Annotated in this window: 19 protein-coding genes; 16 read left to right on the top strand and 3 right to left on the bottom strand. The window is 63.5% G+C overall.

Going from position 1 to position 21,012, the window contains the following annotated elements; translation table 11 throughout:
• The 5 genes from PRN20_RS21405 to PRN20_RS21385 form a co-directional block, all read left to right on the top strand.
• A partial coding sequence (locus PRN20_RS21405) for an integrase core domain-containing protein (protein WP_273959666.1) occupies positions 1–252 on the top strand: 252 nt, incomplete at its 5' end.
• A 20-nt stretch (positions 253–272) separates the two neighbouring features.
• Entirely contained in the window at positions 273–1,550 is a 1,278-nt protein-coding gene (locus PRN20_RS21400; protein ID WP_273959665.1) for a hypothetical protein, read from the top strand.
• 293 nt (positions 1,551–1,843) lie between these two features.
• Positions 1,844–2,428, top strand: a complete 585-nt coding sequence (locus PRN20_RS21395; RefSeq protein ID WP_273959664.1) for a hypothetical protein — start codon at positions 1,844–1,846, stop codon at positions 2,426–2,428.
• A complete protein-coding gene (locus tag PRN20_RS21390; protein ID WP_273959663.1) occupies positions 2,425–3,204 on the top strand; it encodes a hypothetical protein in 780 nt (259 codons plus the stop codon). Before PRN20_RS21395 ends, PRN20_RS21390 begins: the two co-directional genes overlap by 4 nt.
• 98 nt (positions 3,205–3,302) lie before the next feature.
• A complete protein-coding gene (locus PRN20_RS21385) occupies positions 3,303–4,133 on the top strand; it encodes a putative phage abortive infection protein (protein WP_273959662.1) in 831 nt (276 codons plus the stop codon).
• 469 nt (positions 4,134–4,602) lie between these two features.
• Here the strand turns inward: PRN20_RS21385 and PRN20_RS21380 are convergent, their stop codons facing one another.
• Together PRN20_RS21380 and PRN20_RS21375 are read right to left on the bottom strand one after the other, a co-directional pair.
• Positions 4,603–5,550 carry a sulfotransferase domain-containing protein gene (locus tag PRN20_RS21380; RefSeq protein ID WP_273959661.1) on the bottom strand — a complete coding sequence of 316 codons (948 nt, stop codon included), beginning with the start codon at positions 5,548–5,550 and terminating at the stop codon, positions 4,603–4,605.
• A 70-nt stretch (positions 5,551–5,620) separates the two neighbouring features.
• Positions 5,621–6,592 carry a DUF4440 domain-containing protein gene (locus PRN20_RS21375; RefSeq protein ID WP_273959660.1) on the bottom strand — a complete coding sequence of 324 codons (972 nt, stop codon included), beginning with the start codon at positions 6,590–6,592 and terminating at the stop codon, positions 5,621–5,623.
• A gap of 431 nt (positions 6,593–7,023) precedes the next feature.
• Here PRN20_RS21375 and PRN20_RS21370 point away from each other — a divergent pair, with 431 nt between their 5' ends.
• From PRN20_RS21370 to PRN20_RS21320, 11 genes are all read left to right on the top strand, one after another.
• Positions 7,024–9,297, top strand: a complete 2,274-nt coding sequence (locus PRN20_RS21370; RefSeq protein ID WP_273959659.1) for a helix-turn-helix transcriptional regulator — start codon at positions 7,024–7,026, stop codon at positions 9,295–9,297.
• A gap of 286 nt (positions 9,298–9,583) precedes the next feature.
• Entirely contained in the window at positions 9,584–11,050 is a 1,467-nt protein-coding gene (locus PRN20_RS21365; protein ID WP_273959690.1) for an ABC transporter substrate-binding protein, read from the top strand.
• 79 nt (positions 11,051–11,129) lie between these two features.
• The gene (locus PRN20_RS21360) at positions 11,130–12,152 is read left to right on the top strand and encodes an ABC transporter permease (protein WP_273959658.1); all 1,023 of its coding nucleotides are present in this window, start codon (positions 11,130–11,132) and stop codon (positions 12,150–12,152) included.
• A complete protein-coding gene (locus PRN20_RS21355) occupies positions 12,152–13,039 on the top strand; it encodes an ABC transporter permease (protein ID WP_273959657.1) in 888 nt (295 codons plus the stop codon). Before PRN20_RS21360 ends, PRN20_RS21355 begins: the two co-directional genes overlap by 1 nt.
• Entirely contained in the window at positions 13,039–13,884 is an 846-nt protein-coding gene (locus tag PRN20_RS21350; protein ID WP_273959656.1) for an ABC transporter ATP-binding protein, read from the top strand. Before PRN20_RS21355 ends, PRN20_RS21350 begins: the two co-directional genes overlap by 1 nt.
• Complete coding sequence (locus PRN20_RS21345; RefSeq protein ID WP_273959655.1) at positions 13,881–14,774, top strand: ATP-binding cassette domain-containing protein; 894 nt, start codon at positions 13,881–13,883, stop codon at positions 14,772–14,774. The genes PRN20_RS21350 and PRN20_RS21345 overlap by 4 nt, the downstream gene beginning before the upstream one ends.
• Entirely contained in the window at positions 14,771–16,318 is a 1,548-nt protein-coding gene (locus PRN20_RS21340; protein ID WP_273959654.1) for a hydantoinase/oxoprolinase family protein, read from the top strand. Before PRN20_RS21345 ends, PRN20_RS21340 begins: the two co-directional genes overlap by 4 nt.
• A complete protein-coding gene (locus tag PRN20_RS21335) occupies positions 16,308–17,411 on the top strand; it encodes a DUF917 domain-containing protein (protein ID WP_273959653.1) in 1,104 nt (367 codons plus the stop codon). Before PRN20_RS21340 ends, PRN20_RS21335 begins: the two co-directional genes overlap by 11 nt.
• Before the next feature lie 17 nt (positions 17,412–17,428).
• On the top strand, positions 17,429–18,511 hold the full coding sequence (locus PRN20_RS21330; protein ID WP_273959652.1) for a DUF917 domain-containing protein: 1,083 nt from the start codon (positions 17,429–17,431) through the stop codon (positions 18,509–18,511).
• 207 nt (positions 18,512–18,718) lie between these two features.
• Entirely contained in the window at positions 18,719–19,027 is a 309-nt protein-coding gene (locus PRN20_RS21325; RefSeq protein ID WP_273959651.1) for a putative quinol monooxygenase, read from the top strand.
• 611 nt (positions 19,028–19,638) lie between these two features.
• Positions 19,639–20,556, top strand: coding sequence for a hypothetical protein (locus tag PRN20_RS21320; RefSeq protein ID WP_273959650.1), 918 nt, complete (start codon positions 19,639–19,641; stop codon positions 20,554–20,556).
• On the opposite strand, the gene PRN20_RS22915 is transcribed toward PRN20_RS21320, so the two are convergent.
• Positions 20,553–20,855, bottom strand: a complete 303-nt coding sequence (locus PRN20_RS22915) for a hypothetical protein (protein ID WP_443112604.1) — start codon at positions 20,853–20,855, stop codon at positions 20,553–20,555. The genes PRN20_RS21320 and PRN20_RS22915 overlap by 4 nt on opposite strands.
• Positions 20,856–21,012: the final 157 nt, after the last annotated feature.

The raw sequence follows: 21,012 nt of genomic DNA, 5'->3' as shown, positions 1-21,012 counted from the left end.
GCCCTGACCCAAGCCGGTATCTGGCACGTCCGCACCCGACCCTATACCCCACGCACCAACGGCAAGGCCGAGCGCTTCATCCAGACCTCGCTGCGCGAGTGGGCCTATGCCAGACCCTATCCATCCTCAGCCCTGCGCAACCAGGCCATCGGCCCCTGGATCGACGCCTACAACACCACCAGGCCACACGCTGCCCTCGGTGGCATCACCCCATTCCAAAGACTGAACAACCTGCTTGGTAACGACACCTAGGCGTTCTCGAACCTCGCTCGGTGCCTCTTCTCGACGCCCTCGATATCTCGCAGGTCACGACCATCTGCGAGCGCCTTGGCGTTTTCGACCTCCATGGCCGCAAGGCCCAGATCAAGGATTTCGACGAGGCTGGCATGCTGGCCTGCGCCGACGCTGGTTTCGCATGGCTCGAGCACGGCGAGACGGGCGTGCGCGACTTCGTCACCATGGCGCACGACCGGGCGGTTCGGGACGGCTGCACCGGCATGTCCAACGGCATCTTCGGCCGCTTCCACTACTTCCTGAACGCCGAGGGCAACCTGCCGTCCTTCGAGCCGATCAGGCAGATCATCGTGGACCGCCTCAGCGAGATCGTTCCCTACGGCCCGGATGATCCTCCGCTCTTCGGGGTGCGGCCGGCGCGTCGGTATTGGCACACCCTGGTCAGCGCTGAGCGCCAGTATGGGATCGCCTACCGGACCATCAAGAACAAGGTGGAGCGGGCTGGCATCCATAGCCGTCTGAACCTCGACTTCGACAAGACCCGCTTCGCCATCGGCGTCGAGAAGCTGGATGCCTTGCTGACATCGCCGGACGGTATCCTGTCGCGCGTGGAGGTCATTGAGCGCACCGGCGCCCACGCACACGACTTCATTGCGCTTCAGGCGGCGGGTTTGCTGGTACCGGTCGAGGGCAAGGCCAGCGCCGCCAACGCCAGCTATCGGCGTGGCGATGTCGATGAGCTGGAGAAGGTACTGCTGGCGCGCGCGGTGGCGATGGAGGACGAGCGATCGGGCTGGGTGAGCGTCCACCAGGCATACCATGGCAGCTCCTGGTCTCGCGGCGAGGTGTTCGGACACATCGCTGCCGGGGCGGTCGCCACCGGATCCGTCGCGGGCCTTCGGTCGATCGCATCGCTGCGCGTCGATCTCGAGGGGCTTCGTCGATTGCACCCCCTCTTCGGTCGGAAGGTGATGTCCATGGAGGAAGCGGCGAACCTGCTGGAGGTCAGCGAGACGGTGGTGAGCAGGATGGTGAAGCTGCAATGGATCGGTGCCCACGAGGAGCGCAACGAGATCACCGGCAAGCTGAGGTTGGCGCTTCTGAAGGAGGACGTCCTGGCATTCGGCCGCACCTACATTCCGGTCTCCGAGATCTGGCGCCGGCGTGGTGGCCAGCTGTCGACGATTAATCCGCTGCTCCGCTCGCATGGCCTCGAGCCCGCATTCCCGGCTCAGAAGCTGCGCTGCACCTTCTATCTCCGGGCCGAGGTCGACCGGATATTCCCACTGCCACCGGGTGACCCGGTCAGCGACTGACCGCGCACCGCCATCGTCATTAATGCCAAAGCCCCTGCCTCCGGCGGGGGCTTTTCTTATGCCCGGCGCCTCTAGAGGCCTCGACCATCAGGAAATTCCGAATGTTCGATCGGGAAAATCCCAACGCGAAACGCCGGAAATTCCCCTTATGAATCAGTGGCCATCAGGAAAGATCATATGGTGTCGTACATGACCACTGTACTGACTTGCAGTGTGCCACAATCAATAGTTGTCATTATGGGCGCTCGCCGGAATACCGGTGAGCGCCACTGTTTTGGGGGGAGGACAGCAGCGTGACGACGATAAAGCTTAGGATTGATATCCAATCAGGAACAATCGAGCTGGAGACGGATGCAGCGAACTTCGATTCCGTAATGGATCGAACGAGCGCACTTCTCGACCAGTTCCTGCAGGTGAGTCAGACTGAAACTGAGGGTGAGCCCCCTGACGTACCACGCAGCCCTAACACTGCCGATGCAGCACCGGCGCCTGATCCGACACCGGCCACGAAACGGCGCAGAGGAAGCGGAACAGCTAAGGTTGCCGATTGGCAGATGGTTCCAGACTTGCTCAACGAGCAGCAACGCTTGGATCTAAAGACCTTCTATGCTGAGAAATCACCGCAGAACCAGAATGAGCAGGTGGCGGTGCTTTGCTTCAAAGTAAAGGAGCTAAAGGGGATCACGACATTCACCGGAAACGATGTCTATACCGCGTTCCAAGTTGTCGGAAAGCGGACGCCCGGAAATCTGACGGCAGTTTTTGGGAACATGGTGTCGGCCGGATTGGGCAGCGTCGTCGACAAGAAATTCAGCCCGAACTTCAAAACAGACGATCTTGTCAAGCATGATCTGCCTCGCAAGGCACCCACAAAGTGAGCCTAGTCGAGCGAGTTGCTACAGCCGACGAATTCCTCAAAGCTGATAAGGGCCGGCAGGCAGAGATGCTCCTCTGGGCTCTGGGCGTCCAGTCGCCAGAAAAGATGGGATTCCGAGTCGAAGAAATCGTCGAATGTTTTGTCTCGCTGCGACTTGCGAAGCCAAACTCGACTCGCATCCGAGAGCATTTCCGCAAATCACGGAATGTGCTGACAGTGTCCCCAGGCACGTCCGTAGCCGCGCGCGAACATGCGCAGCAAATGGCCGCTCTATTTCCCCCGGAGAAGATGTCGAATGACGTCTTCGACATAGAATCCGTTGCCATACCTCCCTTCGTCCCGTCCGAGAGGAGGAGCGACTTGGCGCGTATGGTGCGCACTTACGCTCAGCTGTTCTTCTTAGAGAACTCGATGCGCGGCCTTATAGAGAAGGTGCTGTCTGCGCATATCGGTCCGCAGTGGTGGGACGTTGCCAGCAACGCATCAATGAAGAAGAAACATGCCGATAGAACAACCAATGAGCAGCAACGAAAATGGGCCCCCACGCGCGCTGAGTTTGGCCCTCTCTACGCATTGGACTGGTCCGACCTAATCACGCTGATGAGAAAGTATCCGGATCAGTTCATTCCATACATATCAGATATCGACTTCCTACATCGCTACGACGACGCAGGTTCATTCCGAAATGTCGTTGCGCACAACGGCGTCCTACGAGACGACGACGATTTTGAGCGTATACGAATATACTATAGAGATTGGATAAAGCAACTATCGTAGAATAGGCATCTCTCGCATCGCCTCGCGCACGAAACTCTCCATTCCCCTTCTGACACCCAGATGGTACCTTAATACTCACGCACTGCCGATCGGACAAAATGCTTATCCCGTGGCTACGCAAGCACTTCGAAAAACTGAGAACCATGCCGGTGGCCTGGTTTGTGGCGTTTGTTGTCCTTGTGTGGCTGATAACGTTGGTCGTCGCTTGGATTTGGGGAGGCGAGTGGGGTGGTACCTTTGGAGACACGTTCGGCGCTACTAACGCCTTGTTCTCCGGCTTGGCGTTCGTGGGCCTCATCTATGCAATCCTGCTGCAGCGGCAGGAGTTGGAGCTTCAACGCAAGGAGCTTGAGGATACACGAGAGGAACTGAAGGGCAGTCGTATTGCGCAAGAAACCCAAAACTCTTTCGTCTCTAGACAGATATTTGAGGCAACGTTCTTCCAATTACTCCGGAATCTTAACGACATCATTCAGTCCATCGACCTCCGATCCAGCGGCACCGAGATCGCTGCGGGCCGGGATGCGATCAGATCGTACTACAAGCGCCTTGATCGACTGATGGTAAGGTACCGCGATAGCGGGAGCGGCTTGGTCACCAGAGACGGCGCAGCAAAGGCCTACGAGGCATTCTACGCAGAGAGTAGCCATGATCTTGGACATTACTTCAGAATGCTCTACAACGTGATCAAATTTGTTGATCAGTCCGACGTAACTGATAAGCGATTCTACGCCCAGATAGTTCGAGCGCAACTCAGTGATATCGAGGCAAACCTCCAGCTGTATAACTGCATCTCGCCGCGGGCAGCGAAAATGCGTGTGCTAGTTGAGAGGTACCACCTGTTGAAGTATGTGGACCCAAGGCAGCTTTTCGGCCCGGATCACACGACGTTCGTTGATGAGTCCGCCTACGAGGATGAACCACGGTAGGGCACTACCGTGCAGCAGGACTGCGTGAGCCCATATTCTTATCCCCGCCCCTTCACCCCGTGCCATCCTCCCCTCGTCCGCTGCACCGAAGCGAGATCATGACGAGTGGTTGGTGTGGTGGAGGTTGGGTGGGTTGGCAGTCGTGCCGGCCCAGGCCAAAGCTTGAGGGGCTGACTTGTGCCAGGCACGGGTGCAGCCGCTATCAACGCGCCCGGGTGCCTTCTTGCGGAGGCAGCCGGGGACCGGAAGCTGCCGCGCATGGGGCAGCGGGAGATGGAGTGGCGCGATCAGCCCTGGTCCGCCGCCACCGGTCTGTTCCGGCCGGGTCGCGGTGCGGCACGAGAATTGGTCCCCGGATTGCCATCACCCAGACCATGCGCCGCTTCAAGGCCATCCCTGTCCACGCGACCGAGGATGAAGCGAGGCTCACGACCAACGCCTGAGCTGCGCCGCATCGGAAGGCTGCGGGCTAGATCGACCACTCCGCTTCCCGGGCAGCGGCCTGCCCCGTTTCGAGCCACGCCGCTGCGTCGCCCGGCAGGTGCCGCATGGCCCAATCGTACTGGGCGAGCTCGCGGTCGGTCAGGACTCCGCGCCACCGACCATTCGTTCCCCTGTTGATGAATGTCGTGGGGCCGCCCCTGAAGGCGAAATGCGCGCCGGGATTGATCAGGTCACCGTCACGCCGCATCGCCGAGATGCTCGAGAGGCTGGCGATCTCCGCGTATCGGTCGGCTCCGCGCTCGAGCCCGAGAAAGCTGGCGACGCGGGCGATCTCCCGGGGCAGGTCGGCGAGGAGATCGTTGAAATGCACGAACAGGATGTTGGGCAGGTGCCGATACTCCCACCACGTACGCAGGTGATGCAGCGTCGACCAGTAGGGATAGCCCTCCGGCGGCTCCCACTCGAACTGGCTGCGCGTGATCCAGTCATGCCAGAAGCGGTGGATGTCGTCGGGCGGTGGTGGCGCCATGGCGACACCCACGTCCCTCGCCCGGTCGGACATCTTCGCCCACATCTCAGGAGTGTAGTTGGTGTGATGGTTCCACAGCGACATGAAGATGTCGCGAAGGTCGCGGCCGACATAGATGTAGCGAAGGCGGTGGTCGTATGGGAGCGCGTCGAGCGCCAGGTGCGTCTTCATCACCCTGCGGTGGGGCATCTGCTCGAGGGCGGCCAGGTCGCCGTCGACGGGCTGGAAGTTGGCGTCGATCCAGCGCCCGAACGTGCTGTGCTCGCGCTGCCTGAGATCGTTGAAGAGGAGGTGCCCGACGATGTGGATCATCCAGGTGGTCCCGGACTTGTACGGCGTCGTCACGACGATCTCGTCGCCGCGCGGCGCAAATCGCTGCCACCGGGTCGAGTCGAGGCACCAGCTGACATAGGTGCGGCTGACTACCGGCAATCCGACGGTCATGTCTGTCTCCCAGGTTGGAAGAACACTATCCCCGCCGCCCGGGCCGAACTGTCACCCGATCCGGTGACGGCTAGTCTGGCGCGGAAACGGTGAGCAACGCGCGCACCAGGGCCGTCTGGTTGCGAACGCCGGTCTTTTCGAACAGGCGCTTCAGGTGCGTGCGCGCGGTATTGAGGCTGACCTGCCCCGCCGCCGCCAGCTCGGGGAGCGCCTGCCCGTCGACGATGCCTCGCGCAATCCTCGTCTGCGCTGGCGACAGTCCATACACCGCGGCCGCCAGCGCCAGCTTGTCATCGGGGAGCCGCCGGTCGTGCACGGCCACTTCGATGACCCCTGCATCGGCCGTGACCCACCAGATCGTCGCCATCTCGCCATGCGCGGGCCGGGGCAGGATTGGCACTGCGCCCCGTTCGACCGTGAAGCCAAGGTTCAGGGTCGAGGCCCAGCGTATCGCCGCCTGCAATGCGCGGTTGGCCGCGCGGTCACGGGAATGGAGGCGACCGCCACGCAGCGTGAGCAATCGCCCGTTCGCGAGCTCCGCCGCCCCGGGCTCGTTCTTCCACAACAGCCGGCCTTCGCCGTCGAGGCGGAAGCGCGGAAAATCGGGCGCGGGCCGGTTCCGGCTGATCGCGCCGAAGAAGGCGATCTTCCATTCGCCATCGTGTTTCTCCAGCACCCGGACCTCGCGGGAGTGTCCGGCAAGACCGAAGCTCCGGTTCGCAACGGTCGGGGCCTCCTGCTCGAAGGTGAGCCAGGCCATGTTGCCCGCTATCCGGATGTTGTAGTTCTCGCGTCGCACGGTCGGACAGATACCGTCGGGCATGCTCGGGTCGGCCATCACCTGCTGGATGCGCGCCGCGATCGCGTTCCAGCCCTCCTTGACCACGAGCGTACTGGGCATCCACCAGACCCAGCGGCGCGCATACTCTTCTTGTACGTGGCAGCGGGCGAAGGCCTCGAAGTCCTTGGCCCAGATCGCGTCGTACACATCCTGCATGAGCCGGCGTATGGCGATCTCATCGTCGTCGGGCGCGGTCGGCATCGTCCTCCCCCAGTGCGGACCAAGCCTAGATCAACTTGCCAGGCGCGGCCATCACGGTTGAGAAGACACGATCAGTCCCCGACGACACGTAGCCGTCGCGGGCACCGGGCCGGGAGACACTCGGATGAGCGCTGGCGCCGGCCCCACACGCCATGCCCTGCAACAGAAGCGAGGCCGGCACCCCCCCACCCCGTGATCAGGCAGTTGACCGAAGGTCACTACACCTCCGACCTCGGAGTGGTTGGGGCGTTGGACGATCGTTAGGTACGACGCCTGGCCGCACCAGAAGGGGCTTCGTGGCGGGCTACGGCGGCGTTGCCGATTGCATTCGCGCTTTGTCTGGAGGACCATGCGAGCACACGGGACCATCTGAGCACGTGACGACAAGCCGACCGAGACCTCACATCGATCGCGCGCAGAAGCGCTCCGATTTGCTTGCCACCCCGCACCCCATCGTGCTGCTCGAGGCCTGGGCAGGGATGGGAAAGTCGGTACTACTGGCCCAGTTGGCCGAGGAACTGGGCACCTCGGTTCATTGCGGGCCCTCGGCGCCCTTGGGCGATGGCCCCGTTATTCTTTGGGACATTCCACCCGGCACTACGCCCGATCCCCTGCCCGAGATCTTCGTCTCGGGCTTGCGTCGCATCGTCATCGCCAAGCGGCCGGAAACAGTTCTGCCGGCCCTCGATCGGGCCGGCGTCTATGGCCATGTGCGCAGGCTGGGCACCGCTGAACTGCTGCTCGGCAGCGATGAGTTGCTGACGGCGATGCCGGGCCGGCTCGCAGACCGGATGTTCCAGCAGTCGCGCGGCTGGCCGATCCTTCTTGGCCAATCGGACGTTGCTGATGGTCAACTCTCGGTCTTCCTGGCGAGCGAGCTCCTGGCCCGGATGGAACCGGCCGAACTGGTCGGCCTGGAGGCCTGGCTCGATGGGCACCCCGTCGAGATGTCGAATGCCGAGCTGCTTGAACTGGTCCGCCCTGCCCTGCGCGAAGCGCTTGTAACCGTGATGGCACCCCAGCGCGAGCAACCTGAGCAGGCAGCCGAACTGGCTGTGGCATATACGAAGCTGGACCGACTGACGGACGCCATCATCACCTGGCAATCGATCGGGCGCCTCGACGAAGCATTTGACGCCTTCAGCGCCGGCGGCGGCCGCTTCTACCTCTATCGGCATGGCGCCGCCGCCTTCGATCGCGTGCTGGAGGGCTTTCCACTCGACTATGCGCTGGGCAATGACACGCTGGTGATGAGCCTTGCCATGCAGGCGCTCAAGCACGGCGAGGTTGCCCGGGCCCGCCGGTTGCTGGCCGATCGCTTTGGCAGTGGAGTGAACGAAGTCCGTCGCGTGTTTACCAGCCGCGATCTCTACAGCACTGATCTGGTCGCCTTCCGCGTCGTCATGCTGATCTACGAGGACTACCTTCTCACCGACGAACTGTTCGAGCAGGTCTTCAGCACCCTCGCCGACCTGCCGCTCGCCGACCACATCGTGCGGGGCAGCTTCTACAACTCGGTGCTGGAGTTCTACATCCGCGGGCGCCGCCTCGCCGCCGCCGAGGATGTCGCCAAGCGCGCCCTCTACCACTACGAGCAGGCCCGGGTGCCGATGCTCTCGTTCTATATCAGCCTCCACCAGGCCCTGATGCGCCTGTTGATGGGTGATGCAACCAATGCCCGACAGCACGCGGAACAGGCGGAGCGCTACCTGCACGGCGTCGAGTTCGAAAGTCCGGGCGATGAGAGACTGCTGACCCTGCTCAACGCCTGCATCGACTACGAAGGCGGCAAGCCCGAGCCACTGGCCCGCTTCCTCTCCACCGATCTCGACGATTTCGTTCACGGTGAAATCTGGCCAAGCCTGATCGAGTTCGCCTTGCACTACGGTAGCCAGGCGCTGAGCGAGCACTTCTCCACCATTGCGGCCCGCAACTTCCTCGATCGCTGGCGGGTCTACCAGATTTCGAACCGGCAGTTCGGCGTGATGATCGAACTGCGAGAGGCAGCGATCCTGCAGAATGCCAACCGCTGGCAGGAAGCGGCGGAAAAAGTCGCCGCGCTCGCCACCCGCATTACCCGTGCTTGGGTCGCAGCCGCTGGCGAGGAGCTCGAGCGGCTCAGGGATCGTGACGAGATCGTGCAGGCGATGATCTGGCTGAGGCACATTGTCTACGAACAGCCAACCCGCCCGCATCTCGAACGTCAGCTCGGCTTCATCATCGGCAACCTGAACCTGACCGGCCGGCAACGACTTTGCGCCGAGGTGTGGCTGGCCTTTGTCTACAAGCGGCAGCGCAACCTGTCGCGGGCTCGGGCGCTGCTGCAGAAGGTGTTTGAGGAGGCGGCTCGGCTCGGCGCCATCGCGCCGCTAGCCGAGGAGAGGGTGTTTCTCAGCGAACTTATCGAGCAGCAGCGCATCGGCGAGTACCTGGAGATCTCCGCCCCGGTGCGGCAGGTGCTGCGGCGCCTGCGTGATGGCGGGCTGCCGAACTCGGCGCTCGGCGCCCAGAACGGGCTCAGTCGGCGCGAGACCAAGGTTCTGATGATGATCTCGGAAGGCTCTTCCAACAAGTTCATCGCCAACGCACTCGGCCTCAGCGAGGCGACGGTGAAGTTCCACCTCTCGAACGCCTACCGAAAGCTCGGCTGCAAGCGCCGCCGCGAGGCCATCAGCGCCGCCCGGGCGCTCGGGCTGGTTAGCTAGAACCTAGACCTTTTAGTCAAAAACCTAGCCGTCATTGCGCCTTGAGCAAGGCGCTCGCTCGTTGCGAAGCTCCCCTTATCGGGCCTGCGTGACCGTGAGGTGACGCGGGACCCCCAGGGGCGCCGGCACAACCCGGCCAATCCTCGAGCGCGGGGCTAAGGCGCGCGAGGCGACAAAACGGGACAGGGAACACAACAGCATGATGATTCACAGGCTTCTTGCAGCAACTGCTCTTTCAACCGCCATGATGCTGGGCGCGATGCCCGCTATGGCGGCGACGGTGACAATGAACACCGTGCAGATCTTCGGCACGATCGACCCGGCCAAGATCTCGGATTACACCGACTATATGGCGGCGGTGAACCTCTATGACGGCCTCGTCACTGTGGACTCCGAGGGCAATATCGTGCCGGAGCTGGCGGAGAGCTGGACGGTGTCCGACGACGCCAAGGAAGTCACATACACGCTCCGCGACGACGCCAGGTTCGCCGACGGCTCGCCGGTAGAGGCCAGCGACGTCGTTTACACCGTCGAGCGCTTGCTGCGTATCAACCAGGGCCCTGCTAACCTTTTCGCCGGTGTGCTGACGCCCGGCTCGGTGACCGCAGTTGATACCAAGACCGTGAAGTTCACCCTGCAGAAGACCTTCGCGCCCTTCCTTACCACCGTGCCGGCCATCTTCATCCTCAACGAGGAACTGGTGAAGGCCAACGAGGGCTCGGACGACGGCCAGACCTGGCTCGCGACGAACGTTGCTGGTGCCGGCGCCTACAGCCTCAAGAGCTGGGATCGCGGCAGCCAGATGACCATCACCCGCAACCCCGACTACTACAAGGGTTTCGGTGCTGGCCCGATCGACGAGGTCCGCTGGATCATCACCAACGACGAGGCCACCGTGCGCTCGCTCGCCGCTTCGGGCGAGCTGACCATGTCGAGCCAGTTCCAGTCGCCCGACACCTACACCGCCCTCGAGGGCATGGGCCGCTTCGTGATCGCGAAGGAAGAGACCTCGACGGCCTTCTACCTCAAGCTCAACACCAAGGCGGCGCCGACCGATGACGTGCACATCCGCAAGGCCATCGCCCTCGCGACGGACTATGCGACGATCCGGGATGTGATCTCACCCGGCGGCGTGCTCTCGACGCCGCTGCCGAAGGCTTTCGCCGCCTTCCACGCCGACGACATCGCCGAGCCGGTCTACGATCTCGAAGCCGCCAAGGCGGAAGTCGCGCTGTCGAAGTATGCTGGCTCGCCTATCCCGATCACACTCGCCTATGTCGCGGGTACCAAGTTCGAGGAAGAGATCAGCCTGCTGATGCAGTCGAACCTCGAGCAGCTCGGCTTCGTGGTCACGCAGCAGGCCGACCCGTGGAACCGGATCACCGAGATCGCCGGCAAGGTCGAGACCACCCCCAACGTGAACCAGATCTTCTTCGGCCCGACCTACCCGTCGCCGGACTCGATGTTCTTCACCCAGTATCACTCCGAAGCGGCCGGCACCTGGGCCTCGATGGAGTGGCTGCAGGATCCGGAAGTCGACGCCATGATCGATGAGGCCCGCGGCACCGGCGACACCGCCAAGCAGGCCGAACTCTACAAGGCTCTCCAGCACAAGCTGGTCGACCTGCAGTCGGACGTGTTCCTCAACACTCAGACCGTCCAGCACGCCATGGACAAGTGCCTGACCGGCTTCAAGGCCGTTCCGATGATGTCCTTCGACTACGACTTCACCCGCTACAGCTGGACCTGCTGATAGAACGGCGCCCCTGGCTGAAGCCGGGGGCGCCATTCTCCCGCACGACGCATTCTCCTTTCACCAGGGCGGACTGCCTTTGGAATTCCTGCTTTTCCTTGTCCGGCGCATTCTGTGGTCGATCCTGGTCCTCGTTGGCCTGTCGATCGTCATCTTCGCCATTGCCCGCGTGGTGCCTGGCGATCCGGCGCGCATGGCGCTCGGACCTACCGCCACCGCTCAGCAGGTCGCCGACCTGCAGGAGAAGCTGGGGCTCAACAAGCCGATCGTCGAGCAATACGGCATGTTCATCGCCGGGCTCAGCCAGGGCGACCTCGGCCGCTCTCTGCTGACCGAACGGCCGGTGAACGACGACATCCGAGAGACCTTCGGCGCAACCTTCGAGTTGGTGCTCGCAACGATCACTCTTGCCTTCGTGTTCGGCGTTCCGCTTGGCGTCGCCGCCGCGCGATGGAAGGACAAGTGGCCGGATACGCTGGTGCGCATCCTCGCCATCTTCTCGGCAGTGACGCCGAGCTTTTTTGCCGCCCTGCTGCTGCAGATCCTCGCCGGCTACGTGCTGCATATCCTGCCGACCACAGGACGGCTGCCCCACAACATGGAATTCGTGGCAAGCGTGACCGGCTTGCTGACCGTCGACTCGCTGCTCGCCGGCCGGCTCGACGTGTTTGGCGAGGCGCTGCGCTATCTTCTGCTGCCGGCCACAGCGCTGGCGCTCGCCACGATGGGGCAGATCGCCCGCATCACCCGCTCGTCGATGATCGACGTGTCGAGCCAGGACTATATCGAGGCGAGCCGCGCCTTCGGCGTGCCGGAGCCGATCCGCGTGTTCAAGTACATGCTGCGCCCGAGCTTCGTGCCGCCGCTGACCATCCTCGGGCTCGAGTTCGCCTCGCTCATCGGCAACGCGTTCGTCGTCGAACTGGTGTTCGCCTGGCCGGGCATAGCCTCCTATGGCATCCGAACGATCCTCCAGAAGGACCTGAACGCCGTCATGGGCGTGGTGATGGTTTCGGGCGTGTTCTTCGTGCTCGTCAATCTCGTCATCGACGTCCTTGTCGGGTTCGTCGATCCCCGCGTCCGCATTCGTGGGAGCCGCTGATGGCCAGCGAAACCATCTCCACCACCCCGCCGCGCCGGCTCTCGAACGCCTACCAGAACTGGTATCGCTTCTCGCGCAATCCGACCGCGGTGATTGGCGCGGCCATCGTCATCCTCGCCATACTCGCCGCGATCCTCGCGCCGTGGATCACGCCGCATCCCGACCACGTCGGCGCGGTGGTGAACTTCCGTGCCCGCCACCTGCCCCCCTCGGCTGAGTACTGGTTCGGCACCGACAACGTCGGACGTGACATCTTCACCCGCGTGATCTTCGGGCTGCGCATCTCGTTGCTCCTGGCATTGGTGGTGCTCGGGATCGCCATCCCGGTCGGCACCACGCTGGGCCTCCTCGCCGGCTACTTCGGCGGCTGGGTCGAGATCGTCATCATGCGTCTGACCGACATCGCGCTTGCCATCCCCCCACTGGTGATGGCGCTGGCAGTGGCGGCGGTGCTTTCACCCGACCTGATCAACTCGATGCTGGCCATTGCGGCGCTCTGGTGGACCTGGCACACGCGCCTCATCTACTCGATTACCCGGCAACTGCGGACTCAGGAGTTTGTCGAGGCTGCCGAGACACTGGGCGCCAGCAAGTTCCACATCCTGTTCCGCGAGATCCTGCCCAACTGCGTCTCGGCGCTGGCGGTGAAGACCTCACTCGATGCGGGCTTCGTCATTCTTGTGGGCGCTTCGCTGAGCTTTCTCGGACTGGGCATCCAGCCTCCGACCCCAGACCTGGGCACCATGGTCGCCTCGGGTTCGGCCTTCCTGCCGGACTACTGGTGGGAGTCAGTGCTGCCAGGGGCCGCGATCCTCATCGTCGCCCTCGGCTTCAACCTGCTCGGCGACGGCCTCCGCGACCTGTTCGACGTACAGGAGGTGCGCTGATGTCCGACGCCCTTCTCGCCGTCCGTAACCTCAGTGTCCAGTTCACCACCTACGGCCAGACCAACCAGGTGCTGAAGGGCGTGTCGCTCGACGTGCCGGCTCGTTCGCAGATCGCGCTCGTCGGCGAGAGCGGATCGGGCAAGACCGTGACCATGCGGGCCATCATGGGCCTGTTGCGCACGCCGCCCGCGAAGGTCACCAGCGGCGAAATCTTCTATGACGGCCACGACCTCCTCACCATGCCGACCAAGGAGCGGCTGAAGCTCCGCGGCACCGCGATGTCGATGGTGTTCCAGGACCCGATGAGTTCGCTCAACCCGGTCTTCACCATCGCCGACCAGATGGGCACGATCCTGAAATACGCCGACCGTCGCCTCGGCCGTAGTCGCGGCAACAGGGAGCGGATGGCGCGCGTGCATGAAGTGCTCGGCCAGGTGCGGATGCGCGACCCCGAGCGGGTGTCGCGGTCCTACCCGATAATGCTGTCGGGCGGTATGCGTCAGCGCGTGCTGATCGCCATGGCGCTCCTGAGCGAGCCGAAGCTCCTGATCGCCGACGAGCCCGGCACCGCGCTCGACGTCACGACCCAGGCGCAGATCCTGAAGCTGCTGAAGGATCTGGTCGAGGAGCGTGGCCTCGCTCTCCTGATGATCACCCACAACCTTGGCGTCGTGCGCGAGACCTCGAACTACGTCTACGTGATGAACAAGGGCGTGGTGGTCGAGCATCGGCCAACCGCCGATCTCTTCGAAGCGCCGCGCGACGACTACACCCGGGCGCTGATCGCCGCGGTGCCCCGGCTGACCGGCGGCACGAGTTTCGGCAAGGCGGGGGCAGCCGCATGACGAACATGCTGGAAATCGCCGGACTGACGAAGCTGTTCCCGGTCCGAAACCGCTTTGGCCGGAAGACCGGCGACGTACGCGCCGTCGACGACGTTTCGTTCTCGATCGAAAAGGGCAAGGTCTACGGACTTGCCGGCGAAAGCGGTTCAGGCAAATCGACCATCGCCCGCATGATCATGGGACTCGCCAAGCCGACAAGCGGCGACATCCTGCTGAGCGGCCACAGCATCACCGGCGAGACCGGCACCCGTGCCTATGGGCGCAAGGTGCAGATGGTGTTCCAGAATCCCGGTTCGTCGCTCAATCCGCGTCGCACCGTCGGCCAGTCGATTGCCGTGCCGCTTGCCGCGCATGGGACACCGCTCGGTGAGCACAAGCGGCGGATCGCCGAACTGCTCGAGATGGTGCAACTGCCGACCGACTTCGCCCTGCGTTATCCGCACGAGCTGTCGGGGGGCCAGAAGCAGCGTGTCGCCATCGCCCGCGCTCTGGCCGTGGCCCCGCAACTGCTGATCCTCGATGAGCCGACTTCGGCGCTCGACGTCTCGGTGCAGGCCCGCGTCATGGACCTGCTGGTCGATCTCGGCCAGCAGCTCGGGCTCACCTACCTGTTCATCTCGCACGACCTCAGTCTGATGCGGAACTTCGCCGACACGGTCGGCGTGCTCTACCTCGGCAAGATCGTCGAAACCGGTCCCACTGCTTCCGTCTTCGAGGCGCCGCAGCACGACTACACCCGACTCCTCCTTGCCTCGGTGCCGGTCATCTCGGCCGAGGAAGAGGCCATGCGGCCCAAGATCCCGCTGATCGACGGGGAAATCCCGACCGCAGAACAACTCATCGCGCTCCGGGACGGAGCGACACCAGTCTCCCAAAGGACAGAAACATGATCAGAATTGGCATCGACGTGGGCGGCACCAACACCGACGCTGTCGTCATGGACGGCGCGACCGTCATCGCCGGCGTCAAGGCAGCCACCACCGGCGACGTGATGACCGGTGTCGTGAGCGCCCTCAGGGCCGTGCTCGAAGCTTCGAAGATGGACGCCTCGGCCATCGACGTGGTGATGATCGGCACCACCCACTTCACCAATGCCGTGGTGCAGCGCCGGGACCTCGCCAAGACTGCCGCGGTGCGGCTGGGCCTCCCCGCGACCGCCTCCCTGCCCCCGATGGTCGACTGGCCCGAAGACCTGAAGGCAGCAATTGGTGGCACCGGCTACCTCGCCCATGGAGGCAACGAGTTCGATGGGCGGGTCATCTCGCCGATCGACGAGCAGGAACTGCTTGGCATCGCCGAGGACATCAAGGCCAAGGGCATCAACACCATTGCCATTACCTCGGTGTTCTCGCCTGTGACCGGTGACTTCGAGAAGCAGGCCGGCGAAATCCTCGCCAAGGCCCTGCCCGGCGTGCACATCACGCTCTCGAGCGATATCGGCCGCATTGGTCTGCTCGAGCGCGAGAATGCGGCGATCATGAACGCCTGCCTGCGCGACCTGTCGAAGCACGTGATCGAAGCCTTCCGCAAGGCCATTGCCGAGACCGGCATCCGTGGCCGCTTTTACCTCACCCAGAACGACGGCACCCTGATGGATGCCGAGTTCGCCGAGAAGTTCCCGGTGCTGACCTTTGCCTCGGGCCCGACCAACTCGATGCGCGGCGCGGCGTTCCTCTCGGGCGTCGCCGATGCCATCGTCGTCGATATCGGCGGCACCACCTCCGACGTGGGCTCGCTGCACAAGGGTTTTCCACGCCAAGCCACCGTGGCCGTGGAAGTGGGCGGCGTGCGAACCAACTTCCGTATGCCTGACGTCTTCTCTATCGGGCTCGGGGGTGGTTCGCACGTCGTCGAAACCGGCAGCGCCATCAAGGTCGGCCCGACCTCGGTCGGCTACCGCATCGTTACCGAAGCGCTGATCTTCGGTGGCAAGACGCTCACCACCTCCGACGTCGTCGTGGCCTCGGGCCGATACGAGCTCGGCGACAAGTCCAAGGTCGCGCACCTGACGCCCGACTTGATCGCCCGTACGCAGGAGCGCATCCAGTCGATGCTCGAGGACTGCGTCGAGCGCTCGCGCCTCTCGCCCGAACCGCTGCCGGTGATCGTCGTGGGCGGCGGCTCGATCCTCGTCGATGGCCCGATCGGCGGGCTCGAAGTGATCAAGCCGAACCACTTCGCCGTAGCCAACGCCGTCGGCGCGGCCATTGCCCAGGTTTCGGGCGAGGTCGACCGCGTCTACGCCCTGGCCGAGATCGGCCGTGACCAGGCGCTGGCCGATGCCAAGGAACGCGCCACCGAAGCGGCGGTCACCGCCGGAGCGCTCCGCTCCTCAATCGAGATCGTCGATGTTGAGGACGTGCCGCTGGCCTACCTGCCCGGCAACGCCACCCGTGTCCGCGTGAAGGCCGTCGGTGAACTGCATGTCGGATAAGGGTTACCTCCTCAAGGAGGACGACCTCCACCCGCTCTCGATCGGCGCCGCTTTGCTCGGCACCGGCGGCGGCGGCAATCCCTATGTCGGCATGCTTCGAGCCCGCGAACTGATCCGTAAGGGTGCGGAAGTCCGCGTCCTGCCGCTCGATGCACTGCCCGACGACGCCTGGGTCGGCGAAGTCGGCGGCATCGGCGCGCCCGTGGTGGGCGTCGAAAAGATCGAGGAAGGCGGCGAGTGCTACCGCGCCATGCGCGCCGTGGAAGAGACCGCCGGCGTAAAGATCTCCGCCACCATCTCGGCCGAGATCGGCGGCTCCAACGCGCTCGAGCCCGTGATCGCCGCGGCTTATGCCGGCCTGCCGGTGATCGACGGCGACGGGATGGGCAGAGCCTTCCCCGAAGTGCAGATGACCACGTTCTTCATCTATGGCGCAAAGGCGGCTCCCGCTGCCATCGCTGACGAGAAAGGCAATGTCGTCGTCTTCAAGGACGTGATCGACATGTTCTGGCTCGAGACCTTTGCCCGCGGAGTCTCGGTGAACATGGGGGCGGCCGCCGGCCTTGCCATCGCCCCGATGTCGATGGAGTTCGTCCGCCGCACCGCAGTGCCCGGCACGGTGACGCAGGCACTCCAGATCGGCCAGACCGTGCTCGATGCCCGCCAGAAACGACAAAACGTAGTGGAGCGCGTTGTCGCCTCTACCGGCGGCAAGCTGTTCTTCACCGGCAAGGTCACCGACGTCCGCCGCGAACTGGTTGGTGGCTTCGCCCGCGGCCACGCTCACATTACCGGCGTCGGCGACTGGGCGGGCTCCGAGGCACGTATTGCGATCCAGAACGAGAACCTTGTGCTCTGGGTCGACGACGTGCCGGTGATCATGGTGCCTGACCTGATCATCAATCTCGAGCTCGATACCGGCGAGCCGATCACCACCGAAGTGCTGCGCTACGGCCAGCGCATCGCCGTGATCGGACTGCCTGTGCATGACCTGATGAAGACCCCCAGGGCACTGGAGATCGTCGGCCCGCAGGCCTTCGGTTACCCCGAGCTCACCTTCAACCCGCTGCAGCCTCAAGCCGTCTTGGCCTGAGGCGAAAGGAACCCAGAATGAAGTTTCTTCGCACCATCCATGCCGAGGATATGGAAGACATCGCCACCGGCGGCGCCATTCTCGGCACCGGCGGCGGCGGTGACCCCTACGTCGGCAAGCTGATGGCCCAGCAGGCCATCAAGCAGTTCGGACCGGTGAACCTCGTCGATATCGATGAACTGCCCGACGACGCACTGGTGGTTCCAGTGTGCATGATGGGCGCCCCCACCGTGATGACCGAGAAGCTGCCGCAGGGCGAGGAGCTGATCAACGCCTTCCGCGCGCTCGAGCAGTTGCTCGGCCGCAAGATCGACGCCGTCCTTTGCGGCGAGGCTGGCGGTGTCAATTCGACCACTCCGTTCGTAGTGGCTGCCATGGCCGGCCTGCCGCTCGTCGATGGCGATGGCATGGGTCGCGCCTACCCCGAACTGCAGATGGTGACCTTCACCATGCATGGCGTCTCCGCCACTCCAATGGTGCTCTGCGACGACAAGGGCAATTCACTGGTCCTCGAGACGGTCAGCAATGCCTGGACCGAGCGCCTCGCCCGGGCCGCCACCGTGGAAATGGGCGGCTCGGCTCTGCTCGCCTTCTATTCGATGTCGGGCGCCGTGGCAAAGAAGGCGATCGTACGTGGGACGTTGACCCTTTGCTCCGAACTCGGCCGCACCCTGCGCGAGGCCAAGGCCGGACACGTGGATCCGGTCAACGCCATCGTCGAAAAGCTGGAAGCCGAGGTGATCTTCCACGGCCGCATCAAGGACATCGAACGGCGCACGGTTGGCGGCTTCGCACGCGGTACCGCCCGCTTCGAGGGCGTCGAGGAATGGAAGGGGCATAGCTTCAGGCTCGATTTCCAGAATGAGTTCCTGATGGCCGAGCGCGATGGCGAAATCCTCGTCACGACACCCGACCTGATCACGGTGCTCGATGCGGAGTCCGGCCTGCCTGTCACTGCCGACGCGCTACGCTACGGCCTCCGCCTCAAGGCGCTGGCCATGCCATCCAATCCGCAGTGGCTGACGCCGGCCGGCATCGAACTCGTCGGTCCACGGTATTTCGGCTACGACACGGACTATCGGCAGTATTTCAACAGATGAGCCGAATGCGATTGCCGGTGAGGCCATCCTCGCCGGCAATCGCCCGACCAGCGCTCCAGGAATTGCTGCTGCACCAGCACCTCGGCACCAACTCCACCGCCTTCCCGGCTCAAGATGCTCTCCCCCTCCCAGGACTGACAGACGTCAAGGTCGCGGGGCTCCGTGTCGCTATCGTGCGGCAGTCGACACGGTCAGAAAGGAGAGCCAATGACAAAGTACGCTCTATACGTTCCGCTCGAGGCCAAGCCTGGAAAGGAGCAAGAGGTCGCGGATTTTCTTACGTCGGCAGTTCCCTTGGTGAATGCCGAGCCAGGGACGAAAACTTGGTACGCGACCCAGGAGGGACCTTCCTCTTTCGCAATCTTTGACACGTTCGATGACGAGGCTGGTCGCGACGCACACCTGAACGGCAAGGTCGCGGCTGCCTTGATGGAGCGAATAAAGGCGGGGAACCTGTTTGCTAACGTGCCTGAGATTCACAAGCTCGGGATCATTGCGGACAAGTCTGCGCATTAAGGCGGGTGGGTGTTCCTCCACCGGCTATCCTGTAATTGGTCCGCGATTTCGATTGGCACGCCGGCCAGCCTGATCAATGGGCGTGTGACTGGGCCGAGGTCGCAGCGTTGGCGCTGGACAACATCAAAGCAGCCGGAGAAAGCGCACTGACGACTGCCCATCGGGCACCCCAGATTTGCGGCGATGATCCACATATGCCCATCAGGGTCAACAATACCCAACATAGCCCCAGTTCTTTCGCTGTGGCCTCTCGATTGCCATTGCGCCTCCGTCAATGCAGCGCTGAAACACACGGTGGACCGCGTCTTCGTTGGCGACTTCCAACGTGAGCCGTCTCATATGGCATTCGCCCCTTATCGCCCTTCCGGTCCGTGCCGGGGATTGTCGACCAGTGAGACTGCCGTGGGGCGAGTTTGGCAGGCCTTGCCCGACCTCGTAGTCGGCCCTGGCGGCTGCGGTTGCAACCAATCCACGTTAGCCAGCTTTTCCTGCTGCAACTGCACACTCAGAGAGGCAGAGAAATGAATGGAATTATCTATCTTGTCGGCTTGGTCGTCGTGATCCTGGCCGTCCTGTCGTTTTTCGGACTGCGGTGAGGATTGGCAATGACCATGCCCTCACAAGCAGAAGTAGTCGTGGCGCCGGTAATGACGGCTGTCGACGATCGTGGATCCTATGTCGACTGGCCGGCGGTCATTGCGGGCATCGTGATAGCCTCGGCAATCTCGATCGTGCTCTTGGGTTTCGGCTCGGCGCTGGGCCTGAGCATGGTGGACTTCCGTGCCGGCAATGACGTGAACCCGGTCTGGATCGCAATTGCGGCCGGAACCTGGCTCCTGTGGGTCCAGGTCTCGAGCTTCATGGCCGGCGCCTATGCCACAGGCCGGCTCCGCAAGCGCCACAATGACGCGACGGAGGATGAGGCCGACATTCGTGACGGTGCTCATGGCTTACTGGTCTGGGGCGGTGCGCTCGTTGTCGGCGCTATCATCGCGGCAGGCGGCATCTCAGCGGCGGCGAATGCAGTAGGCTCGGCGGCCGCGACCGTCACGAACGCCGCGGCGACTGTCGCCGACGACGCCGGCAGTACCGTGGACCCAACTGCGTACTATGCCGATTGGCTGTTCCGACCAGCTGCCCCCGCCGAAGGTGCTGCTCCCCCAGCTCCTCCCGTCGCCGACACGACGACGGCAAGGGCCGAAGCCGGACGCATCCTCGCCCAGAGCGCCATCAGCGGCACACTGAGCGACGCAGATCGTGCGCATCTTGGCCAGTTGGTGGCGGTCAATTCGGGGATGCCTGCGGACCAGGCCACGGCCCGGGTCGACGAGGTGATGACGGCGGTCGATCAGGCCAAGGCGCAGGCAAGTGCTGCGGCGGAGACGGCACGCAAGACAGCCGTGCTGGTGGCTTTCCTGACGGCCGCCTCTTTCCTCGTTAGTGCCGTCGCCGCCTTCTGGGCCGCCCAGAAGGGTGGCGACCACCGGGACAAGGCTACCGTCTTCCCCGGCCTGTTTCGGCGCTTCTAGAAGGAGGATGGGATGTTCAGAGCACTGGGACTTTGGATTCTCGGCGTGCCCATCTGGTTGATCATAATCATCCTTTTGTTCATCCGATGAGTCAGCCAGTGGCGGGCTACGGCCCGCCACTTTGACCAGGACATCGATGCGACCGAACGCCTCCGCGGTCTTTCTATGATCGACCGGCCGCCGGGGAGCAGTAGGCATCGCCTGCCGGCGCCTTCGATGCCCCGTTTGGCGTCTTGGGCACCCTCGTGCTCGTTCAGGTACGAGATGGCCACGTCCGCACCCTCTCGCGCTGAGGCCAGGGCAACCGCTCGGCCGATGCCGGAATCACCACCGGTGATCAGCGTCTTCTTGCCCCCAACCGCCGCGAGCCCCGGTAGCTAGCCTCGCCGTAGTCGGGCACCGGGTCCATTCTGCTGCTGAACTTGGGATAGGGCTGTTGCTGTTGTTCGACCGTTA

It is taken from the genome of Devosia sp. ZB163 (assembly GCF_028613635.1).
GTDB lineage: Bacteria > Pseudomonadota > Alphaproteobacteria > Rhizobiales > Devosiaceae > Devosia_A.
The sequence above is the reverse complement of the archived record's forward strand: the minus strand, read 5'-3'. Positions and strand labels throughout refer to the sequence as shown.

What these genes read in the sequence shown, in the direction of transcription:
- PRN20_RS21375 (WP_273959660.1), bottom strand. Translation starts at nt 6,592, where the DNA reads ATGCCGACCGCGCCCGACGACGATGAGATCGCCATACGCCGGCTCATG.
- PRN20_RS21335 (WP_273959653.1), top strand. Translation starts at nt 16,308, where the DNA reads ATGTCGGATAAGGGTTACCTCCTCAAGGAGGACGACCTCCACCCGCTC.
- PRN20_RS21385 (WP_273959662.1), top strand. Translation starts at nt 3,303, where the DNA reads ATGCTTATCCCGTGGCTACGCAAGCACTTCGAAAAACTGAGAACCATG.
- PRN20_RS21365 (WP_273959690.1), top strand. Translation starts at nt 9,584, where the DNA reads ATGAACACCGTGCAGATCTTCGGCACGATCGACCCGGCCAAGATCTCG.
- PRN20_RS21325 (WP_273959651.1), top strand. Translation starts at nt 18,719, where the DNA reads ATGACAAAGTACGCTCTATACGTTCCGCTCGAGGCCAAGCCTGGAAAG.
- PRN20_RS21355 (WP_273959657.1), top strand. Translation starts at nt 12,152, where the DNA reads ATGGCCAGCGAAACCATCTCCACCACCCCGCCGCGCCGGCTCTCGAAC.
- PRN20_RS21350 (WP_273959656.1), top strand. Translation starts at nt 13,039, where the DNA reads ATGTCCGACGCCCTTCTCGCCGTCCGTAACCTCAGTGTCCAGTTCACC.
- PRN20_RS21320 (WP_273959650.1), top strand. Translation starts at nt 19,639, where the DNA reads ATGCCCTCACAAGCAGAAGTAGTCGTGGCGCCGGTAATGACGGCTGTC.
- PRN20_RS21340 (WP_273959654.1), top strand. Translation starts at nt 14,771, where the DNA reads ATGATCAGAATTGGCATCGACGTGGGCGGCACCAACACCGACGCTGTC.
- PRN20_RS21380 (WP_273959661.1), bottom strand. Translation starts at nt 5,550, where the DNA reads ATGACCGTCGGATTGCCGGTAGTCAGCCGCACCTATGTCAGCTGGTGC.
- PRN20_RS21345 (WP_273959655.1), top strand. Translation starts at nt 13,881, where the DNA reads ATGACGAACATGCTGGAAATCGCCGGACTGACGAAGCTGTTCCCGGTC.
- PRN20_RS21330 (WP_273959652.1), top strand. Translation starts at nt 17,429, where the DNA reads ATGAAGTTTCTTCGCACCATCCATGCCGAGGATATGGAAGACATCGCC.